We start from the raw sequence: 19,085 nt of genomic DNA on the forward strand, positions 1-19,085 counted from the left end.
CGATGCCGGTGCGGGCCGCCTGCGGCCCCTGGCCCCGGTGCGCCGCCGGCCAGCGGGCGCCGGTTCGCGAGAACGGGGGCGCGATCACGATGGACAGAGCGATGCCATGGGCCTTCCCGCCGGAATGCTGACGCCGCGACGGCCTGCCCTGCTGCTCTACGTCCTCCTGGCGGGGTGCGGCGCGGACTATACGCCCGACACCTATGCCACGCGGGCCGTGCAGCAGGCGAACAAGGTGGAACAGGGCACCGTCGCCGGGGTGCGCCCGATCGGCATACGCGCCGATGGCACCACCGGCGCGACAGCGGGCGCGGCGGCGGGCGGCATCGCCGGCTCGACGGTGGGGCAGGGCAGCACGGCCGGGGCCTTCGGCGCGATCGGCGGCGGGCTGATCGGCGGGCTGCTCGGCTCGGCGGCGGAGCGTGCGACCGGCGACACCGACGGCTATGAGTACATCGTGCGCAAGACGAACGGGGAGCTGCTTTCCGTCACCCAGGTGGACAAGGTGCCGCTGGCCATCGGGCAGAAGGTGCTGGTGATCACCGGCAACCAGGCGAGGGTGGTGCCGGACTACACGGTGGCCGAACAGCCGGGCGGCGCGGCCGCCGCCCCGCATGCTGCGCCGGCCCAGCCGCCGGGTGCCTCCGCGCCAGCGGGGACGGCCGGCGGCACCGCCGCGCCGGGCAGCGCCCCGGCCGGTGCGCCCGCCCCGCCCCCCGCGCCGGTGGAAACCGCGCCTCTGTCGCCTCCGGCCTCAGCCGAACCCTCCAGGCCGGCGGAAACCCCGGCCGCCAGCCCGGCCTCGCGCTCGCTCTTCCCGGGCTTCCCGACGATCGGGCTCTGAGAGCCCGATTAAGAATGGCCGCGGGTCGGTCTGGCGGGTCTTTTCCGCGCCGGGGGCGTCAGGCCCTTGCCCCGATGCCCCGCATCGGGGCGGCGGACCTTCCTGCCCAGCACGAAAAATCCCTCGCCAGTCCTCCGCCGCTCCATTCTCAATCGGGCTCTGAAGGGGTCATCGCACCAGCCGCCGGGCCAGCTTCCGCGCGAAGCCGCCGCGCGGCGGGTCGAGCAGCCGGGCCAGGGCGAAGGGGCCGTGCCGCACCCGGGCGCGCCAGTCGCTGAACTCCGCGAAGCCGGCGAAGCCGTGGTAGCGGCCATGGCCTGAGCCCCCCACGCCTCCGAAGGGCAGGTTGGGGAAGCCCACATGATCCAGCGCCCGGCCGCAGGCGATGGCGCCGGCGCGGCTTTCCGCCGCGATCCGCCGTTCCTCCTCCCGGCTGGCGCCGAAGAGCGAGAGGGCCAGCGGCGCCGGGCGGGCGCGCAGCCAACCGAGCGCCGCCGCCAGATCCGCGCATTCCACCAGGCCGAGCACCGGGCCGAAGCGTTCCCCCTGCATCGCCGCCGAGGCGCAGCGCCTCCCCGGGCCTCCGGCCAGAACCTCGCTGCCCGCCGCGAGGCGCGCCTGCCGTTCCGCCTGCCAGGGCACGATCCGGCTTTCCGGGGCGATGCCGGTGGCGCGGGCGGCCCGGGCGAAGGCGGCGCGGGAATGGCCCACCAGCAGCACCGTGTCTGGGGCCACGCAGGTCTGCCCGGCATTCAGCGCCTTGGCGGCCAGAATGGCCTGGGCGGCCCGGTCCAGCCTCGCCCCCGGCAGGACCAGGGCGGCGCATTGCCCGCCGAGTTCCAGGGTCAGCGGCGTGAGGTTCGGCGCCGCGGCCCCGGCCACCCTGCGCCCGGTTTCCGTACCGCCGGTGAAGACCAGATGGTTCCAGGGCTGCGCCGCGAAATCCGCCGCCACCGCGGCATCGCCCTGCACCACCCGGGCGATGCCGGGGCCCCAGGCGCGGGCGACGATCTCCTCCAGCAGCGCGGCGCAGCGGGGCGTGTGCTCGCTGGGCTTGATCGCCACGCGGTTGCCCGCCGCCACGGCCTCCAGCGCCGGCCAGAGGGCGAGCTGGACCGGGTAGTTCCAGGGCGCCATCACCCCGACCACCCCCTTGGGCACCGGCTCGGTCCAGGCCAGGCAGGGCTGGAAGGGCAGGGGCGCCAGCACCGGCCGCGGCCGTGCCCACCAGCGCAGCCAGCGCCGCGCCCGCCGGGCCGCCTGCAGCGTCACCAGCACGTCGCCCAGCAAAGTGTCCTCCGCCGCGCGCCCGCCGAAATCGGCATCCGCCGCCGCCACGATCGCCTCCGACTGCCGCACCAGCTCCGCCGCCAGCGCCGCCAGCAGCCGGCGCCGCTCCGCGAGTGCCGGCGCCGGCCCGGCGGCCCGCAGCGCCGCCAGCACCGCGGCGGGGGAGGTTTCGGGTGATCGGGCCGGGGAACCGGGAGGCTCTGCCTCCCGGACCCTCCGCTCAGGGGGATAGTATCCCCCCGAGACCCCGCCAGGAGCGCTCCGCGAGGAGGGGTGGGCGTCCGCCGTTGCGCCTATGGTGACCACTGTCCCAATCTCCCTCCTCGCGGAGCGCTCACAGGGTTCCCAGGGACTAACGTCCCTGGGCGGGTGGGGTCCGGGGAGGGCAGGGCCCTTCCCGGAGCGCCCGGCCCGATCACTCGAAAGCCCCGCCACCGGCGGAGTAGGCGCGGCCTTTCCAGGCGGCGCGGTGGCCGAGGGCGGAGCGGACCAGGGCGGTCCACTGGATCGCCAGGGCCACCAGCACGGTGGCGGGGTGGAGGGGGATGGTCCAGGAGGGCTCGCGGGACAGCCAGGTGATCAGGCCGCGCAGGGCGTAGCCCAGCAGCAGGGCCAGCCCGGCCAAGGGGGCGGGCAGGAGCAGCCAGGGCAGGACATGGCCGCCGAACAGCACCACCGTCCAGACCGGCAGGCCGAGCGGCGTCGCCATGCCTTCGCGGGCATTCTTGAGGAAGCCGTTCCAGCTTTCGCGGAAGCCCCGGTACATGCGGCAGGTGGCGAGAGACGCACCCGCCACCACTTCCGTCCGGTGGCCGGCGGCGCGCAGGCGGCGGGCGAGGGCGAGGCCGTCATGCAGCACGCCGCGCAGCGCGGCATGGCCGCCGCTGGCGCGATAGGCGCCGGCCTCCACCAGGATGAGCTGCCCGCAGGCGGCGGCGAGCGCCGGGTGGCGGGTGAAGGCACGCCCGGCGCCGGGCAGGTAGCCCAGCATCAGCAGGTTGATCGCCGGAACGGTCAGCGCTTCGCCCAGCGTGCCGATCTCCTGCCGGGGCACGCCGCTCGCCAGGGCCAGCCGGTGCCGGCGCAGATGGGCGGCCAGGGCGGCGGCGGCCTGGGGAGCGAGGCGCACATCGGCGTCGATGAAGAGCAGGTGCCCGCCGCGCGCGGCCTCGGCGAGGCGGGCGCAGGCATGGACCTTGCCGGTCCAGCCCGGCGGCAGGGGCGGGGCGCGCAGCAGGCGCAGGCGCGGGTCGCGCGTTGCCAGCGTTTCCACGATGGCGGCGGTGCCGTCGCGGGAACCGTCGTCCATCACCAGCACCTCCACTGCCACGCCGGTGGAGGCCAGGGCGGCCTCGACGCAGGCGGCGATATGGGCGGCCTCGTCGCGGGCGGGGATCAGGATGGAGACCAGGTCGCCCGCCGGTTCCCTGCCCCGGTCCGGCGCCTCCGGGCGCGGCAGCAGGACGGCGTTGAGCAGGGCCATGCCCACCGGGAAAAGCACCAGCGCCAGGGCCGCGCCCTGCAGGAACAGCGACAGGCTCATCGGGCGTGCCGCGCGTCGAAATGGCGCCCGCCGGCCAGGGCGCGCAGGCGGCGCCAGAGGTCGTAGGCGCCGCCCATGCCTTCGCGCCCCTGCAACAGGGTGGTGAAGCGGTCGGCGTCGCGCGCGACGGCATCCCCGGCCAGCCGGTCCATGGTGGCGGTCAGCGCCGCGCGCAGCCGCTCCGCGCGTTCGTCGCGGGTCATCGCCGCCAGCTCGGCGCCGGGGATGGGGGGGCCGAAACCGGCGAGCATCTCGGGCTTACGCTCCGTCCAGAAAGGGTATTCCAGCGCCAGCGGCAGGAAGCGCGCGGCGGGGGCGAGTTCCGGCAGGCGCAGCAGGCCGGGCACGATGGTGACAGGCCGTTCCCGCACATCCTGGAAGCGGCCGGGCGCGTTGATCCACAGGGCATGGCCCGGCACGGACAGCACCCTCCGCGCCGTGCGCAGGAAGGCCGCCGCGCCGCGCGGCGTGCCGCTTTCCACGCCGAAGACGCCGAGCCGCCGCATGAAGCGGTAGCGGGAGAGGGCCTCCGCCTCCATCGGGATGAAGATGCGCTGGCCGGGGAAGAGGGCGGTGGAGAGCAGCATGAAGGCCACCCCGTCCCACCAGGAGGGGTGGTTGGCGAAGACCACCAGCACCGTGCCGGGCGGGCCGGGATCGGGCTGCCCCCAGCGGGCGAGGCGCAGCGCCCGCATGTGGCGGCGGCCGAAGCGGGTGAAGGCCCGGCGGAAGAAGCCGTGCCAGCGCGCGTCGTAGAGCGCGAGCGGGTCCTCCGCCATGGCGGCTACTCGGCCGCCTGGGGCATGTCGGCCTCCCGCAATCCCGCCCGTTCCGCCGCCTCGCCCATGCCGCGTCCGCCGAGGTCGCGGTCCAGCGCATCCGCCGCGATCCAGCCGGACATCATCACCATGGGCATGCCGGGTCCCGGATGCGCCGCGCCGCCGGCGAGGTAGAGGCCCTTCACGGCGCGCGAACGGTTGCCCGGCTTGAAGGCGCCGAGGAAGGTGCCGTGCGAGGCGAGGCCGTAGATGGCGCCGTTCAGCACCTTGTATCGGTCGTGGATGTCCTGCGGCGTCAGGGCGCGCTCCACCACGATGCGCTCCTCGATATCCTCCATCCCGGCGCTGCGCTTCAGCTTGCCGAGGATGGTTTGCCGGTAGGCGGGCAGCATCTTCGACCAGTCGTGATGCGGGCGCAGATAAGGCGTGTGGACGAGGACGTAGAGCGCCTCGCCGCCTTCCGGCGCCACGGAAGGGTCGCTGGCGGAGGGCGCGGCGAGATAGGCGGTCGGGTCCGGCGCCGGCTCGCCCTTGCGGTAGATGCTGTCGAACTCTTCCTCCGCGTCGCGGGAGAAGACGAAGTCGTGGTGGGCGAGGTGTTCGTAGCGCTTCCGCAGCCCGAGATAGAGCACCACGCCGGAGCAGGCGGGCTCGTAGCCCTTGCGCGCGTATTTCCGGCCGGTCTCGCCGCCGACGAGTTCCCGGTAGGTACGGATGGCATCCATGTTGGAGATGACGGCATCGCAGGCGATGCGCTTGCCGCCCGCGACGACGCCCTTCACACTTTTTCCCCCTGGACCGTCCTGGATGTCGAAGCCGGTGACCTCCACGCCCGGGCGCAGGTCGGCGCCGAGGCCGGCCGCCAGCTTCGCCAGCCCTTCCGCCACGGCGCGCGTGCCGCCGACGGGATACCAGACGCCTTCGCTCGCCTGCATGTCGCCGATCGAGCAGAGCACCGCCGGGGCCTTGTAGGGGTTGGAGCCGACATACTGGCAGTAGTGGTCCAGCATCTGCGCCAGGCGCTCGTCCGGCACGTGGTGGCGGATGACCTTCGCCACGTTCTGTCCCATGCGCAGGCTCAGCACGTCCTTCATCGTGCCGGGCTGCATGTTGCTCTTCCAGTCGATCGTGTCGAAGAGATCCTCGACCGGCTTCCAGAAGAAGAACTTCTCCGACACGCCATGCAGGTGCCGGGCCAGCTTCTGGAACTTCTCGTAGCCTGGGCCGAGATTCCGGCCCGGCGCGAAATCCTCCATGGCACGGGCCATGGCGGGCACGTCCTCCCGCAGGTCGATGCGCGTGCCATCCTCGAAGAAGCAGCGCCATTGCGGGTCGAGGCGGATCAGCGGCAGTTCCGCCTGCTGGTCACGCCCGGCCTCGGCGAAGATCCGCCGCAGCACGCGCGGCACGGTCAGGATGGTCGGCCCCATGTCGAAGCGGAAGCGGCCGGTGCCGTCCGGCGCCTCCAGTTCCAGCACCGCCGCCTTGCCGCCGAGCCAGGGGTTCTTGTCGAAGAGCGTCACCTGATGCCCGCGCGCCTGCGCCACCGCCGCCGCGGCGAGGCCGCCCAGGCCGGAGCCGATCACCACCACCCGTGCCATCGTCCCTCCCTCCTCAGGCTTCCGCCGGCGTGGCGGCCATCGCGCCGTGCAGCCGCGTGTCCACGCCGTGCAGGCCCAGGTCGCGCAGGCAGAGATCGGCGCTGATGCGCGCCCCTTCGTAGATCACCGGCAGGCCGGAGCCCGGATGCGTGCCGCCGCCGACGAGGTATACACCCTGCACGTCATGGAAGCGGTTGCCGGGTCGGAAGGCCAGCATCTGCCGCAGGTCGTGCGCGAGGTTGAAGGTCGCGCCGAAGCCCACCGAGAACTCGTCCCGCCAGTCCATGGGCGTCACCATGCGTTCGTAGCGGATGCGGGGCCGCAGGTCGCCGATGCCGAGCTTCCGCACGCGGTCCAGCGCCAGTTCCCGGTAGTGGCCGGCCGCCTGGTTCCAGTCCAGGCCACGGGCATCGCCCTCCCGCAGGTTGGGCACGGGGACGAGGAGGTAGAGCGCGCTGTGGCCGGGCGGGGCCATGCCGTCCTCCGTGGCGCCGGCATGTTGCAGATAGACCGAAGGAGTCTGCGGCAGCGTGCCCTCGCCGACCTCGCGCAGGTTCCGCTCGTAATCCTCGGCCAGCAGGATGCTGTGGTGCGCGAGCTGCGGGAAGGTCCCCTCCACACCGAGATAGAGCATGAAGGTGGAGCAGGAATAGCGCGCCGTCGCGATCTTGCGGTCCGGCCAGCGGCGGCGGAGATGGTCGGGGATCAGGCGCGGCGCGGCATGGGCGAAATCCGCGTTCATCACCACCGCGTCTGCGTCGAAGCGGCGCCCACCGCTCTCCACGCCGCGCGCGCGGCGGCCCTCGAAGCGGATGTGGTCCACCGGGCTGTCGAGGCGGATCTCCGCGCCCAGGCGCTCCGCCACGCGCGCCATCGCCAGCGCCACCGCGCCGCAGCCGCCGCGCGGGTGGAAGACGCCGTGCTCGTATTCCAGGAAGCTCAGGATGGTGAAGAGGCTCGGGCAGCGATAGGGGCTCATCCCGAGATACTTGGTCTGGAAGGAGAAGGCGAGGCGCGTGCGCGGGTCTCGGAAAAAGCGCCGCATGTCGCCATCCACGGATTTCGCCGGGCGCAGATGCGGCAGGGCGCGCAACAGCTCCGGCGCCATCATGTCGCTGGCGCGGGTGAAGGCCCGTTCCAGCACCGGGCGGAAGCTCTTCAGCTTGGCGCGGTTGTCGGCCAGGAAGCGGCGCAGGTTGCCCGCGTCGCGCGGGTCGAGCTTCGCGATCTCCGCCTCCATCCGCGGCAGGTCGGAGGTCGCGTCCAGCGTGACGCCGCCATCGCCCTGTTCGAACAGCAGCCGGTATTGCGGATCGAGGCGCAGGAGCTCCACCTCGTCGCGCAGTTCGGCGCCGCAGTCGCGGAAGATCTCCTCCAGGATGCGCGGATAGAGGAAGAAGGTCGGCCCCAGGTCGAAGCGGTAGCCGCCCGGCGTCTCCAGGCGCCGGTTGCGCCCGCCGATCACGCCGTCCTTCTCCAGCACGGTGACGCGGACCCCCCGCGCGGCCAGGAGCATCGCGGCGGCGAGGCCGCCCGGCCCGGCGCCGATGACCACGGCCTGTGGACGGTCGGCCCGGATCGAGGGAGTGTAGAGGGGAGCGTTCATCGTGTGGCGCTGGATCCGGACGGGCGAGGGGAACGGGTGGTGAACCGTCCATGTTCGTGCGAACCGGCGGCCCGCAAGACCCGCATCGCCTTGGGACGGGCCATGCTCCGGTTTTCGTGACCCGGTCCGGCGCTCAGCCGGTGGGGAGGAGGTGCGGCGGCAGCTCGGCCTGCCCGGCCACCCAGGCGGCGAGGGCGGGGAAGTGTTCCGGCCCGGCGGCCGCGGCGGCCAGGGCGTCGCCCAGCACCGGGCCGAACTTGAAGCCATGGCCGGAGGTACCGCAGAGGGCGAGGCAATGCTCCCCCGGGCGGGCCAGGGTGATGCGTTCCTCCGGCGAGACCTCATAGTAGCAGGCCCGGGCGCCCAGCACCCGGTAGCCCGCGGCATCGCGCAGGCGCGGGCGGGCGAGGGCGAGGATTTCCTCCGCCTCGGCCGCGCTGGCCTCGCGCGGGTCCTCCGGATCGCCGCGCATCGAGAAGCGGTGGTCGCCGATCTTCAGCGGCGTGCCGGCCACCGGCGGCACGGCATAGAAGCCGCCGCTGGGCGAGAGGTCCAGTAGCATCGGCGCGGCCTCCCAGGCGGCACGGTGTGCGGCGGGCGGCTCCAGGAAGACCACGATCTGGCGCGAGGGCGTGGCGCGCGGAGCGAGTTCCGGCAGCAGGGCGGCGGTCCAGGGGCCGGCCGCCAGGACCAGGAGGTCGGCGCCCGCCACCGTGCCGTTCGCGAGCCGTACCTGCCCCCGGGCGGGGTCCACCGCCTCCACCCGCGCCCGGCGCAGCGTGACGCCGGAGGCCCCCAGGTACCGCGCCAGCCCGGCCACGATGCGCTCCGCCAGCAGCACCCCGCCGCTGGGCAGGAAGGCCGCCTCGGCGAGCCCGGCCGGGTCGAGCATGGGGAAGCGGGCGGTGAGGCCGGCGGGCGGGATTTCCTCCAGCCGGTGCCCCGCCGGGGCCAGGGCGGCGCGGCTGGCGGCCAGCCAGCTGTCCTGCGCATCCGCCAGCATCAGCGTGCCAGTGGGGATGTAGGGCGCCTCCCCGATGGCGGCGAAGAGGCGGTCCCAGGCCCGGTGGGCGCGGTCCACCATGCGCATGTAGACGGCCTCCGCCCCATAGGCGTGGCGGATCAGCCGGTGATGGTCCACCGAGGAGCCGCGCGGGTTGGGGCAGCCATCCTGCTCCAGCAGTTCCACCGCCCAGCCCGCCCGGTGCAGTGTCCAGGCGGAGCAGAGCCCCATGATGCCGCCGCCGACCACCAGCGCCTTTCCGATCCCTGCCATGCCACGCTGCTCCCCCTGCCGGTGACGCCGTCCCGCCCGGTGCGAATCAGCGCCGGGCGCGGAAGGCTGGACCAGGACGGCGGCGTGCGGAAGCCGTGGGGTGCGTGCCCTCAGGGATGCAGCAGGCCGCGGAGCAGGAAGGCCACGGCACCCACCGTCAGCACGCCGCAGAGCCAGAGCAGCACGAACCAGCCGAGGCGCCGCCAGCGCCCGCCGGGCGGCGTTCCCCCGGGGCCGCGCCCGTCAGTGATAACCGGCACCGGCCCGGACCTTGCCACGGAACAGCCAGTACACATAGCCCGTGTAGCCCAGCACGATCGGCAGCATGACCAGGGCCCCGACCAGCAGGAAGATCTGCGAGGAGGCCGGCGCCGCCGCCTGCCAGATGGTGACCGAGGGCGGCACGATATGCGGGTACATGCTGATGCCGAAGCCGATATAGGTGACCAGGAAGATCACCAGCGCCAGCACGAAGGGCTTCGCATCCGCCCAGAGCCCATGCTGGTCCGCATCCCGCACCGCGCGGAAATACAGCCAGGCCAGGACCAGCACGATCACCGGCACCGGGGCGGCGAGGATGATGTTCGGGAAGCTCAGCCAGCGCGCCGCGAAGGCGGGTTGCAGGAAGGGCATGGTGACCGACACCACGAGGATGAAGAACAGCACCACCGCCATCATGCTGCCCGCCTGGTGCCGGGCGCGGTCATGCAGCGCGCCCTCCGTCTTCCACAGCAGCCAGCAGGCGCCGAGCGCGCCGTAGCCGGTGACGAGCGCCAGGCCGGTGAGCACGGAGAAGGGCGTCAGCCAGTCCCACCAGCCGCCGGCATAGGCGTTGTTCTCGACATGGATGCCCTGCACGAAGGCGCCGAGGGCGATGCCCTGGCAGAAGGTGGCGACGTAGGAGCCCCAGCAGAAGGCGCGGTCCCACCATCTCTGCTGCGTCTCGTTGGCGGCGCGGAAGCGCATCTCGAAGGAGACGCCGCGGAAGACCAGGGCCAGCAGCATCAGGATGACCGGCAGGTAGAGCGCCGGCAGGATGATGGAGAAGGCGAGCGGGAAGGCCGGCATCAGCCCGACACCGCCCAGCACCAGCCAGGTCTCGTTGCCGTCCCAGACCGGGGCGATGCTGTTCACCGCCACGTCCCGGTCCTCCTTGCGCGGCATGACCGGGAAGAGGATGCCGACGCCGAGGTCGAAGCCGTCGAGGCAGACATAGACGAAGACCGCGACGGCGATGAGGAAGGCCCAGATGAAGGCCAGGACATGGGGGTCGAGCATCTCGCCTCACTCCGCCGGCTGGATCTGGGGACGCGGATCGGCACCGTGCTGGGCCGAGGGGGCGGGGGTGGTACCCGCCGAGCGGATCGGCTTGTCGGTGGGCGGCCCTTCCTCCTGCGCCTGCGGCGTCTGCGAGAAGAGGCGGAAGAGGAACCAGATCCCGGCGCCGAAGACGACGAAATAGACGATGGCGAAGGCCACGAGCGATGTGGCCACGGCCGGCGCCCCGACCGGCGCGACGCTGTGGGCCGTCGTCAGGTGGCCATAGACGGTGAAGGGCTGCCGCCCGGCCTCCGTCACGATCCAGCCCGCCGTCACGGCGAGCAGCCCGGCGGGGCCCATGGCGATGGCAGCGCGCAGCAGCCAGGGCGTGTCGTAGAGCCGCCCGCGCAGGCGCAGCACGAGGCTGCTGAGCCCCAGCGCGATCATCAGCAGGCCGAGCGCCACCATGACGCGGAAGGCGAAGAAGACCAGCGGGATGTTGGTCGGCCAGTGGTCGCGCGGCAGGTCCTTCAGCCCGCGCACCTCGCCGGTCCAGCTATGGGTGAGGTAGAGGCTGGCGAGGTTCGGGATGCCGATCTGCAACCGCGTCCGCTCCTCCTCCGCCGAGGGAATGCCGAAGAGGATGGCGGGGGCGCCGCGCTCCGTCTCGAAATGCCCCTCCATGGCGGCGAGCTTGGCGGGCTGGTGGTGGAAGGTGTTGCCACCATGCAGGTCGCCCAGCACCGCCTGGATGGGCGCCACGATGGTGAGCATCCACATCGCCATGGAGAACATCACCCGGGCACGCGGATTGGCCTCCCGCGTGCCGAGCGTGTCGTTGCGCCGCTCCCGCAGCACATGGAAGGCGCCGACCGCGCCGACGATCAGCGCGGTGGTGAGATAGGCGCCCGTGACGGTGTGCAGGAAGCGGTAGGGGAAGGAAGGGTTGAAGATGATCGCCCACCAGTCCTCCGGATGGAAGCTGCCATCGGGCGCGAGGCTGAAGCCCTGCGGCGTCTGCATCCAGGAATTGGCGGAGAGGATCCAGAAGGCGGAGAAGCAGGTGCCGAGCGCCACGAGGCAGGTGGCGGTGAAGTGCAGCCCCTTGCCCACGCGCTCCAGCCCGAAGAGCATCACGCCGAGGAAGCCGGCCTCCAGGAAGAAGGCGGTCAGCACCTCATAGCCCAGCAGCGGCCCGAGGATCGGCCCCGCCAGGCGCGACAGCTCCGACCAGTTGGTGCCGAACTGGTAGGACATGACGATGCCCGAGACCACGCCCATGGCGAAGGCGACGGCGAAGATCTTCAGCCAGTAGCGGAAGGTGTCGAGATAGACGGCATTCCCCGTCCAGAGCCAGCGTGCCTCCAGCACCGCGAGGTAGGAGGCGAGGCCGATGGTGAAGGCGGGAAAGAGGAAGTGCCAGACCACGACGAAGGCGAACTGGAAGCGGGCGAGGTCCAGCGCGCTGGGCAGCAGGGACTCGATCATGGGCGGGGGCTCCACGGATTCGGGCATCGCGCGCCGGCAGTTGAGCGCGGTGGGCGGTGCGGGATGGGTCACAAACGCGAGGGCTGGCGCATCAGCCCTCTTTTCCGGGAATGGCTCCCCCGGCTTCCCCAGGGCCGGGCGCGATGGAGACCGCCCTGTCCTTCGCATCGGGCCGGCGGATGGCGAGCGCGTCGCGCAGCCTGTCATGCTCCGCCCCCGACTCCCTGAAAGAGGGCATCATGGAGAGAGAGATGGCCCAGAACATCTATGACGACCCGGAATTCTTCCGTGGCTACAGTCGCCTGGACCGTTCCGTCCACGGGCTGGACGGCGCGCCCGAACGGCCCGCCATCCAGGCGATGCTGCCGGATCTGCGCGGGCGGCGCGTCGTCGATCTCGGCTGCGGCTTCGGCTGGTTCGCCCGCTGGGCGGCGGAACAGGGAGCGGCGCAGCCCGCCCTGGCGGAGGAGATGGACCGGCCGATGATGGCCCTCCTCGCCGCGCAGCGGTGAGGGGGAAGCGGCCCCCCTCGCGTCAGCCCATCCAGCCCGCCGGTCCCCAGAGCAGGGCGGTCAGCACGAGGCCGGTCACGGAAACGATGGTCTGCAGCACCGACCAGGCCCAGACGGTCTGGCCGAGGCGCAGGCCGAAGAATTCCCGGATCATCCAGAAGCCCGCATCGTTGACGTGGCAGAAGAAGACCGAGCCCGAGCCGATCGCCAGCACCAGCAGGGAGGTCTGCGCCGGGGTCAGGCCGAAGCCGCCGACCAGCGGGGCCATCAGTCCGGCCACCGCCGTGGTCGCCACCGTGGCGGAGCCGGTTGCCTGGCGCAGGCAGACGGCGATCAGCCAGGCCAGCAGCACCAGCGGCATGCCGGTGTCCTGCGCGATCTTGCCGAGCGTGCCGGTGATGCCGGCCTCCACCAGCACCTGCTTGAAGCCGCCACCCGCGCCGATGGTCAGCAGCAGGATGGCGATGGGCGGCAGGGCGGCGCTCATCACCTTGCCCACCTCTGTGCGCGTGGTGCCGCGCGCCCAGCCCAGGGCGATGGCGGCGAAAACCACGCTGGTCGCCAGGGCCACGATCGGGGCGCCGACGGCCTCCAGCAGGGTCCGCGCCGCGCCGGGCGCCAGTGCCACCTGCGCCACGGTGCGACAAAGCATCAGAGCGACCGGTAGCAGCAGCACCACCAGCGACAGGGTGAAGGAGGGGCGGGAGCCCGGCGTGACCCAGCTCTCGCCATGCTGCTCCTCCTTCCGTTGCGTCGCGGCCTGCCCGGCCTCCCGCATCGAGGGGATGCGCACGATCACATGGCTGTAGAGCGGCCCGGCCAGGGCCACCGCCGGCAGCGCGACCAGCAGGCCGAAGCCCAGGGTCAGGCCGAGATCCGCATGGAGCTGCGCGATGCCGATCAGCGGCCCGGGATGAGGTGGCACTAGCGCGTGCAATGTCGTCATGCCGGCCAAAGCGGGGATGGCGACCTGCATCACCGGCAGCTTCGTCTTCTGCGCCATGGCGAAGATGATCGGGATCATGATCACCAGCCCGACCTCGAAGAAGAGCGGCAGGCCGATCAGCATGGCGACCAGGGCCAGCAGCCAGGGCAGGCTGCGCGCCGTGGCGTGCCGCAGCACGCCGTCCACGATGCGGTCGGCCGCGCCACCGGCGGTGAGCAGCCCGCCCAACATGGCCCCGAGCGCGATCACCACGCCGATATCGCCCAGCACGCCGCCCGCGCCGTGTTCGAAGGCGGGGGTGAGCCTCTCGATCGGCAGGCCGGTGATCGCGGCGAAGACGCCGGCGCCGAGCATGATGGCGAGGAAGGCAGCGATCCGGCCCCAGGCGATCAGCAGCACGATCGCGCCCAGCGCGACGGCGACGGCGATGAGAAGAAGCGTGTCGCCGCTGTTCCAGGCCGTTGTCATGGGCATCTCTCCACCAGTCCGGGTGGAAGCTCCCGCAGCCTGGAATCCGTGTCAAAGCAGGGCAGCCATGTGACCGCCCGCGAGACGATCCAGGGGCCGGGGCAGGGGGTGGTGCCCCGCCCCGGCGCGCGGCCCCTACTCCGCGGCGGGACGGTAGATCTGGCTGCCGCCGTCGCGGAAGCGTTCCGCCATCTCGGCCATGCCTTCCTCGGCGGCGGCGCGGATGGCCTCGTCGCGGATGTCCTGGCTGATCTTCATGGAGCAGAACTTGGGCCCGCACATGGAGCAGAAATGCGTGACCTTGTGCGCCTCCTTGGGCAGGGTCTCGTCGTGATAGGCGCGCGCCGTTTCCGGATCGAGGCCGAGGTTGAACTGGTCCTCCCAGCGGAACTCGAAGCGCGCGCGGCTCAGCGCGTCGTCCCAGGCCCGCGCCGTGGGGTGGCCCTTGGCGAGGTCGGCGGCATGGGCGGCGATCTTGTAGGCGATCACGCCGGCCTTCACGTCGTCGCGGTCCGGCAGGCCCAGATGCTCCTTCGGCGTGACGTAGCAGAGCATCGCCGTGCCGAACCAGCCGATCATCGCCGCGCCGATGGCGGAGGTGATGTGGTCGTAGCCCGGCGCCACATCGGTCGTGAGCGGGCCGAGAGTGTAGAAGGGCGCCTCGCCGCAGACCGCGAGCTGCTTGTCCATGTTGGCCTTGATCTTGTGCATCGGCACATGGCCGGGGCCCTCGATCATCACCTGGCAGTCGTGCTTCCACGCCACCTGGGTCAGCTCGCCCAGCGTTTCCAGCTCGGCGAACTGCGCCGCGTCGTTGGCATCGGCGATAGAGCCCGGGCGCAGCCCGTCGCCCAGCGAGAAGGCGACGTCATAGGCCCGCATGATCTCGCAGATCTCCTCGAAGCGGGTGTAGAGGAAGCTCTCCTTGTGATGCGCTAGGCACCACTTCGCCATGATCGAACCGCCGCGCGAAACGATGCCGGTGACACGCCGCGCGGTGAGCGGCACATGGGCGAGGCGCACGCCCGCATGGATGGTGAAATAGTCCACGCCCTGTTCCGCCTGCTCGATCAGCGTGTCGCGGAACACCTCCCAGGAAAGGTCCTCGGCCACGCCGCCGACCTTCTCCAGCGCCTGGTACAGCGGCACGGTGCCGACGGGCACGGGGGAGTTGCGCAGGATCCATTCGCGCGTGTCGTGGATGTTGCGGCCGGTGGAGAGGTCCATGATCGTGTCGGCGCCCCAGCGGATCGCCCAGACCATCTTGTCCACCTCCTCCGCCACCGAGGAGCTGATCGCCGAGTTGCCGATATTGGCGTTGATCTTCACCAGGAAGTTCCGGCCGATCGCCATCGGCTCGGATTCCGGATGGTTCACGTTGTTCGGGATGATGGCGCGGCCACGGGCGATCTCGTCGCGCACGAATTCCGCGGTCACCACGTCCGGGATGCTGGCGCCGAAATCCTCGCCGTCGCGGATGATCTGCCGCAGCATCTCGCGCCGCATGTTCTCGCGGATCGCGACGAACTCCATCTCCGGCGTGACGATGCCGCGGCGGGCATAGGCCATCTGCGTCACCGCCGCACCGGCCCTGGCCCGCAGCGGGCGGATGCGGCCCGGAAACTGCGGCACCCGGTGGCTGTCGGAGACATTGCCATTGTCCTCCGGCCGGATGGCGCGGCCCTCGGTCTCCTCCACATCGCCCCGGGCGCGGACCCAGGCGTCGCGGATGCGGGGGAGGCCGCCCGCGATGTCCACCTTCGCCTCGGGGTCGGTATAGGGGCCGGAGGCGTCGTAGAGCGTGACCGGAGGTTCGTTGGCGGAGGGGTGCACCGCGATCTCGCGGAAGGGCACGCGGAAGCCGCGCGCGGGGCATTCCACATAGACGCGGCGCGAACCCGGGATGGGGCCGGTCACGACCTCACCGATCGGGGCGGGGGATTTCGGGGGGAGGCTGTCTGGCATGGTCGGATCTCCTGAACCTGCGTGTGGTCGGAGACCCGGGTTCAAGAATCTGACGTCGGGTGGGGCGCCTACGGATGATTCCCGGCCGTGGCGGCCCGTTCCTGTCCCTTCGCCGGCATGACCCGGATCAGGTTCGAAGGGTCAGCGCGGCGGGCGGAAGCCCCAGCGCTATCTCAGCCCCTGAACCGGGACCCCCCTTGGAACATGCGCGCATCAGGGCCACGCGGCGCGATGGCTGTCAACGGGCGAGGCCGGTCTCGCGGCTTCGTGTGCCTTACCGCGACAGCGCCGTGTGGGGCGCGCTCAGGCGGCGACGGCGAGGACGGCCGGGCCGCGCTCCGCGTCGCCCTGCTCGACCTGGAGGTCCAGCACGCCGACGAGGCGGGCGAGGTCGCCGCGCACGAGGTTCACCATCTCCGCCGGCATGGCCTTCATGCCGAAGGAGAGGCGCAGCGTGCCGCCCTCGCGATGCGAGGCGAAATGGTCGGGCACGAGGTCGCGCTTGGCGAAGGGCTGCATGGCGCGTGGCAGCAGGCCGGGAGAGGGTTCGGCGAGCAGGCTGAAGCGGGCGGCGACGGCAAGGGAAAGGAACTCGGACATGGCTCTGAGGGCCTCCGGAAAAGCACGGCGAAGAGGGGTGACGGATCAGTGTCCCGGCCGCTCTTCGCCCGCCTCGGAGGGGAAAACCCTCGGGCGGCGCTCAGGCGACCGGGCGGATAATTCGCCGCGTGGAGGTCCAGACCGTCATGCCGGGAAGCCTAGGCCGGCCTCCGGGCCGCTGTACAGGCGGTGCGCGCAAATCCGGCGCGGAGCTGGCCTGCGCCGGGAGCATGGCCAGCTTCAGGCACTCGCGCCCGCCGCATGCATCTGGTCCTCCTCCTGGACCGTCTTGCGCCAGGGGGAGGGGATGACGATGCCCAGCTCCTCGAACCTCGCCTGGATGCGCCGGTTCAGTTCCCGCGCCACCGGGGCGCGTTGCGAGGGCTCGGTCTTCAGCCGGGCGCGCAGCACCACGCCGGTCTCCAGCAGCCGCTCCACGCCCATGACGTCCATGTCGTCGCGGATCGCCGTGCTCCAGCGCGCCTCGCCCCGCATCTCCTTCGCGATCTGGCGCAGCACCTCGGCCACGCGGTCCGTGTCCTCGCCGTAGGAGAGCGAGAATTCCAGCATGGCGAAGGCGAAGTCGCGGGTCATGTTGGTGACGGAGGTGACGGAGGAGAAGGGGATGATGTGCACCGATCCGTCCACCGCGCGCAGGCGGATGGAGCGGATCGAGAGCCGCTCCACCACCCCGGTCTGCGGCGGCGTGCCGAGGGTGACGCTGTCGCCCACCGCCACCGCATCCTCCAGCAGCAGGAAGAGGCCGGTCACCACGTCCTTCACCAGCGTCTGCGAGCCGAAGCCGATGGCGACGCCGACGACCGAGGCGCCGGCGATCAGCGGCGCCACGTTGACGCCGATCTCGCTCAGCACGTTCAGCACCAGGAAGATCAGGATCACGATCATCAGCGCCGTGCGCATCATCGGCAGCAGGGTGCGCACGCGGGCGGAGCGGGCCGCCTGGCCTTCGCGGGAGGCCCGGGTGAGCTGGCGCGCGATGGCGCTGTTCGCCACCTCCCAGACCAGGATGGCCACCGCCGTGCTGACGCCGATGGAGCCGAGCGCGGACAGGATGCGCGAGCCCAGCCGCCCCTGGGTGAACCAGGCGAAGGCGCTGATGCCCCAGGCCTCCATCAGCAGCAGCAGGGCCGCCACGGTCAGCACCGTGCTCACCAGCCGCCGCAGCAGGGGCGCGTAGCGGTTGGCGCGCAGCTCCAGCCCGGGATAGCGGGCGGCGAAGCCGGCCGGCAGCGCCATGGTGCGGTCGAGAAGCTGGCGCAGGCCGACATCGAGCCCCTTCGCCGCGCCGAGGATCAGCAGCGTCGCCCCGGTGCCGCGCAGCAGGCGCGAGAAGCCGTCCGGCACATCCAGCGCCCAGACGCCCCACAGGGCGATGAGCCAGAGGATCACCACGATGTGCCAGATCTCGGCCAGCCGGTCGCGCAGCGTGCGCAGCGCGGCGCGGGAGCCGGTGGGCTCCTCGCCGGGCGCCAGCTCCGGGGCGCGCAGCAGCCCGGCCACGACGTGGCGCTTCTGCACCACAACGACAATCAGCATCAACGAGACCAGCAGCATGATCAGCCGGATGATGCCGTCATGCACCGCCCAGGGAACGCCGAACTGCAGGCTGGCCTCGGCCAGGGCATAGCCGAAGACCGAGAGCCCCACGATGCGCCGCAGCCAGCGGGTGAAATAGGCCGCCGTCTCGTCCGGCATGCGGATCAGCCGCAGATGCGCCGAGGCGGGCGAGAGCAGCATGCGGGAGGCCATCATGACGGCCCGGCACAGCACATAGGCGTTGTTGACGGTGAGCAGCACCAGCTCCGTGGTGGGCAGGGGATGCACCGCATCCACCATCGGATAGGCGACCAGCGCGAAGCCCAGAACCGGCAGCAGGTCCAGCATCAGGCGCCCGGCCACGATGGGCACGCGGCGCAGCCAGTTCCAGCGGTCGCCCGGCGCCGGGGCCATGGCGTCCAGCCTCCGGCGTGGCACGCGCAGCAGGTGATAGACCACGATCTCCGCCAGCACGCCGAGGCCGAAGGTCAGCAGCATCTTCCAGGCGGCATCGGTGATGCGCACCCGCGCCACCGGGTCGCGCGCCACGCCGGAAGCCCAGGAGGCCACGGCCGGCAGGTCGGCGAGCACCCGGGCCCCTGCCACGACCTGCCCCAGCATGTGGCGCAGGCGCTCGGCCGCGCCGCTGGCGATCTGGCCGACCAGGTTGTTCGGCACCACCACGGAGCTGGCCGAGGAACTGGCAGGAGAACTGGCCGGGACCTCCGCGGCAGGGGCGGCCTCGGCCGGCGCGGGCACGGCCGTTCCTTCCGCGGGCGGGGCGGCGGAGGCGGGGGCGGCGCAACCTGGCCGGACGCCTCGGCTGGGGCGGGTGCGCCACCCTCGCGCCTGGCCCGCTCGGCGGCGCCCAGCGTTTCCAGGCTGCGGATCAGCTCGTTGCGGCGGGTTTCGTCGCGCAGCACACCGAGCATGCGCTCGGCCTCGCCTGGGGGCAGGCTGGCGGCGCGGCCCGGGCCGGCGGTCTGGCCGCTGCCATGGGCGGGTGCCGGGGCGGGTGCCGGGGCGGGGCGCGGTGCCGGGGGAGCCTCGGCGGGCCGGGCCTGAGAAGGAGCCGGGGCGGGTGCCGGGGCGGGGGGCACCGGCTGGGCCGGCGGCAGGGGCTCGGCCGGCACCATCTGGGCCAGTGCCTGCGATCCGGTCAGGGGCAGGGTCAGCGACAGGCTGGCCAGGAGCAGCAGGGCCAGAAGTCTGGCAAGGGGGCGGCGGGGCATGGTGGCGCCTTGGACCGCGCCGCGCCGCGCCGGTCAATCGGGTCTCGACCAATCGGGGTCTCGGCCGGATGCCGCCGGGGACACCCGCGCCGACTCTATGCGCATGGGGTCAGGGGGC

Annotated in this window: 15 protein-coding genes and 1 riboswitch; of the genes, 2 read left to right on the forward strand and 13 right to left on the reverse strand. The window is 72.2% G+C overall.

Annotated features, from left to right (window positions below):
• Window positions 1-106 precede the first annotated feature (106 nt).
• Window positions 107-844: an outer membrane lipoprotein gene (locus MVG78_RS08610; RefSeq protein WP_247559994.1), complete on the forward strand. Its 738-nt coding sequence runs from the start codon at window positions 107-109 to the stop codon at window positions 842-844.
• 168 nt (window positions 845-1,012) lie between these two features.
• Here the strand turns inward: MVG78_RS08610 and MVG78_RS08615 are convergent, their stop codons facing one another.
• The 9 genes from MVG78_RS08615 to MVG78_RS08655 all read right to left on the reverse strand — a co-directional run bounded on the left by MVG78_RS08615 (window position 1,013) and on the right by MVG78_RS08655 (window position 11,687).
• A complete protein-coding gene (locus MVG78_RS08615) occupies window positions 1,013-2,287 on the reverse strand; it encodes an aldehyde dehydrogenase family protein (protein ID WP_247559996.1) in 1,275 nt (424 codons plus the stop codon).
• Window positions 2,288-2,549: 262 nt separating this feature from the next.
• Entirely contained in the window at window positions 2,550-3,677 is a 1,128-nt protein-coding gene (locus tag MVG78_RS08620) for a glycosyltransferase family 2 protein (protein WP_247559998.1), read from the reverse strand.
• Window positions 3,674-4,456, reverse strand: coding sequence for a lysophospholipid acyltransferase family protein (locus tag MVG78_RS08625; RefSeq protein WP_247560000.1), 783 nt, complete (start codon window positions 4,454-4,456; stop codon window positions 3,674-3,676). The genes MVG78_RS08620 and MVG78_RS08625 overlap by 4 nt, the downstream gene beginning before the upstream one ends.
• Before the next feature lie 5 nt (window positions 4,457-4,461).
• Window positions 4,462-6,057: a phytoene desaturase family protein gene (locus MVG78_RS08630; RefSeq protein WP_247560002.1), complete on the reverse strand. Its 1,596-nt coding sequence runs from the start codon at window positions 6,055-6,057 to the stop codon at window positions 4,462-4,464.
• A gap of 13 nt (window positions 6,058-6,070) precedes the next feature.
• On the reverse strand, window positions 6,071-7,663 hold the full coding sequence (crtI, locus tag MVG78_RS08635; protein ID WP_247560004.1) for a phytoene desaturase family protein: 1,593 nt from the start codon (window positions 7,661-7,663) through the stop codon (window positions 6,071-6,073).
• Window positions 7,664-7,796: 133 nt separating this feature from the next.
• The gene (locus tag MVG78_RS08640; protein ID WP_247560006.1) at window positions 7,797-8,939 is read right to left on the reverse strand and encodes an FAD-dependent oxidoreductase; all 1,143 of its coding nucleotides are present in this window, start codon (window positions 8,937-8,939) and stop codon (window positions 7,797-7,799) included.
• Window positions 8,940-9,049: 110 nt separating this feature from the next.
• Entirely contained in the window at window positions 9,050-9,199 is a 150-nt protein-coding gene (locus MVG78_RS08645; RefSeq protein WP_247560008.1) for a DUF2474 family protein, read from the reverse strand.
• Window positions 9,183-10,217 (reverse strand): cytochrome d ubiquinol oxidase subunit II, encoded by a 1,035-nt coding sequence (gene cydB, locus MVG78_RS08650; RefSeq protein ID WP_247560010.1) that lies wholly within the window; start codon window positions 10,215-10,217, stop codon window positions 9,183-9,185. The genes MVG78_RS08645 and cydB overlap by 17 nt, the downstream gene beginning before the upstream one ends.
• Window positions 10,218-10,223: 6 nt before the next feature.
• The gene (locus MVG78_RS08655) at window positions 10,224-11,687 is read right to left on the reverse strand and encodes a cytochrome ubiquinol oxidase subunit I (protein WP_247560012.1); all 1,464 of its coding nucleotides are present in this window, start codon (window positions 11,685-11,687) and stop codon (window positions 10,224-10,226) included.
• Between the two features lie 251 nt (window positions 11,688-11,938).
• Here MVG78_RS08655 and MVG78_RS08660 point away from each other — a divergent pair, with 251 nt between their 5' ends.
• A complete protein-coding gene (locus MVG78_RS08660; protein ID WP_247560014.1) occupies window positions 11,939-12,199 on the forward strand; it encodes a hypothetical protein in 261 nt (86 codons plus the stop codon).
• A gap of 22 nt (window positions 12,200-12,221) precedes the next feature.
• Here the strand turns inward: MVG78_RS08660 and MVG78_RS08665 are convergent, their stop codons facing one another.
• The 4 genes from MVG78_RS08665 to MVG78_RS08680 form a co-directional block, all read right to left on the reverse strand.
• The gene (locus MVG78_RS08665) at window positions 12,222-13,613 is read right to left on the reverse strand and encodes a GntP family permease (RefSeq protein WP_247560016.1); all 1,392 of its coding nucleotides are present in this window, start codon (window positions 13,611-13,613) and stop codon (window positions 12,222-12,224) included.
• Window positions 13,614-13,748: 135 nt separating this feature from the next.
• Window positions 13,749-15,578 carry a phosphomethylpyrimidine synthase ThiC gene (gene thiC, locus MVG78_RS08670; RefSeq protein WP_247560018.1) on the reverse strand — a complete coding sequence of 610 codons (1,830 nt, stop codon included), beginning with the start codon at window positions 15,576-15,578 and terminating at the stop codon, window positions 13,749-13,751.
• A gap of 86 nt (window positions 15,579-15,664) precedes the next feature.
• A riboswitch (TPP riboswitch) is annotated at window positions 15,665-15,786 on the reverse strand.
• A 95-nt stretch (window positions 15,787-15,881) separates the two neighbouring features.
• Window positions 15,882-16,178 (reverse strand): ACT-like domain-containing protein, encoded by a 297-nt coding sequence (locus tag MVG78_RS08675; protein WP_247560020.1) that lies wholly within the window; start codon window positions 16,176-16,178, stop codon window positions 15,882-15,884.
• 240 nt (window positions 16,179-16,418) lie between these two features.
• Window positions 16,419-18,494, reverse strand: coding sequence for a mechanosensitive ion channel family protein (locus MVG78_RS08680; protein ID WP_247560022.1), 2,076 nt, complete (start codon window positions 18,492-18,494; stop codon window positions 16,419-16,421).
• Window positions 18,495-19,085 lie beyond the last annotated feature (591 nt).

Source organism: Roseomonas gilardii subsp. gilardii, from assembly GCF_023078375.1.
GTDB classification, from domain to species: Bacteria; Pseudomonadota; Alphaproteobacteria; order Acetobacterales; family Acetobacteraceae; genus Roseomonas; species Roseomonas gilardii.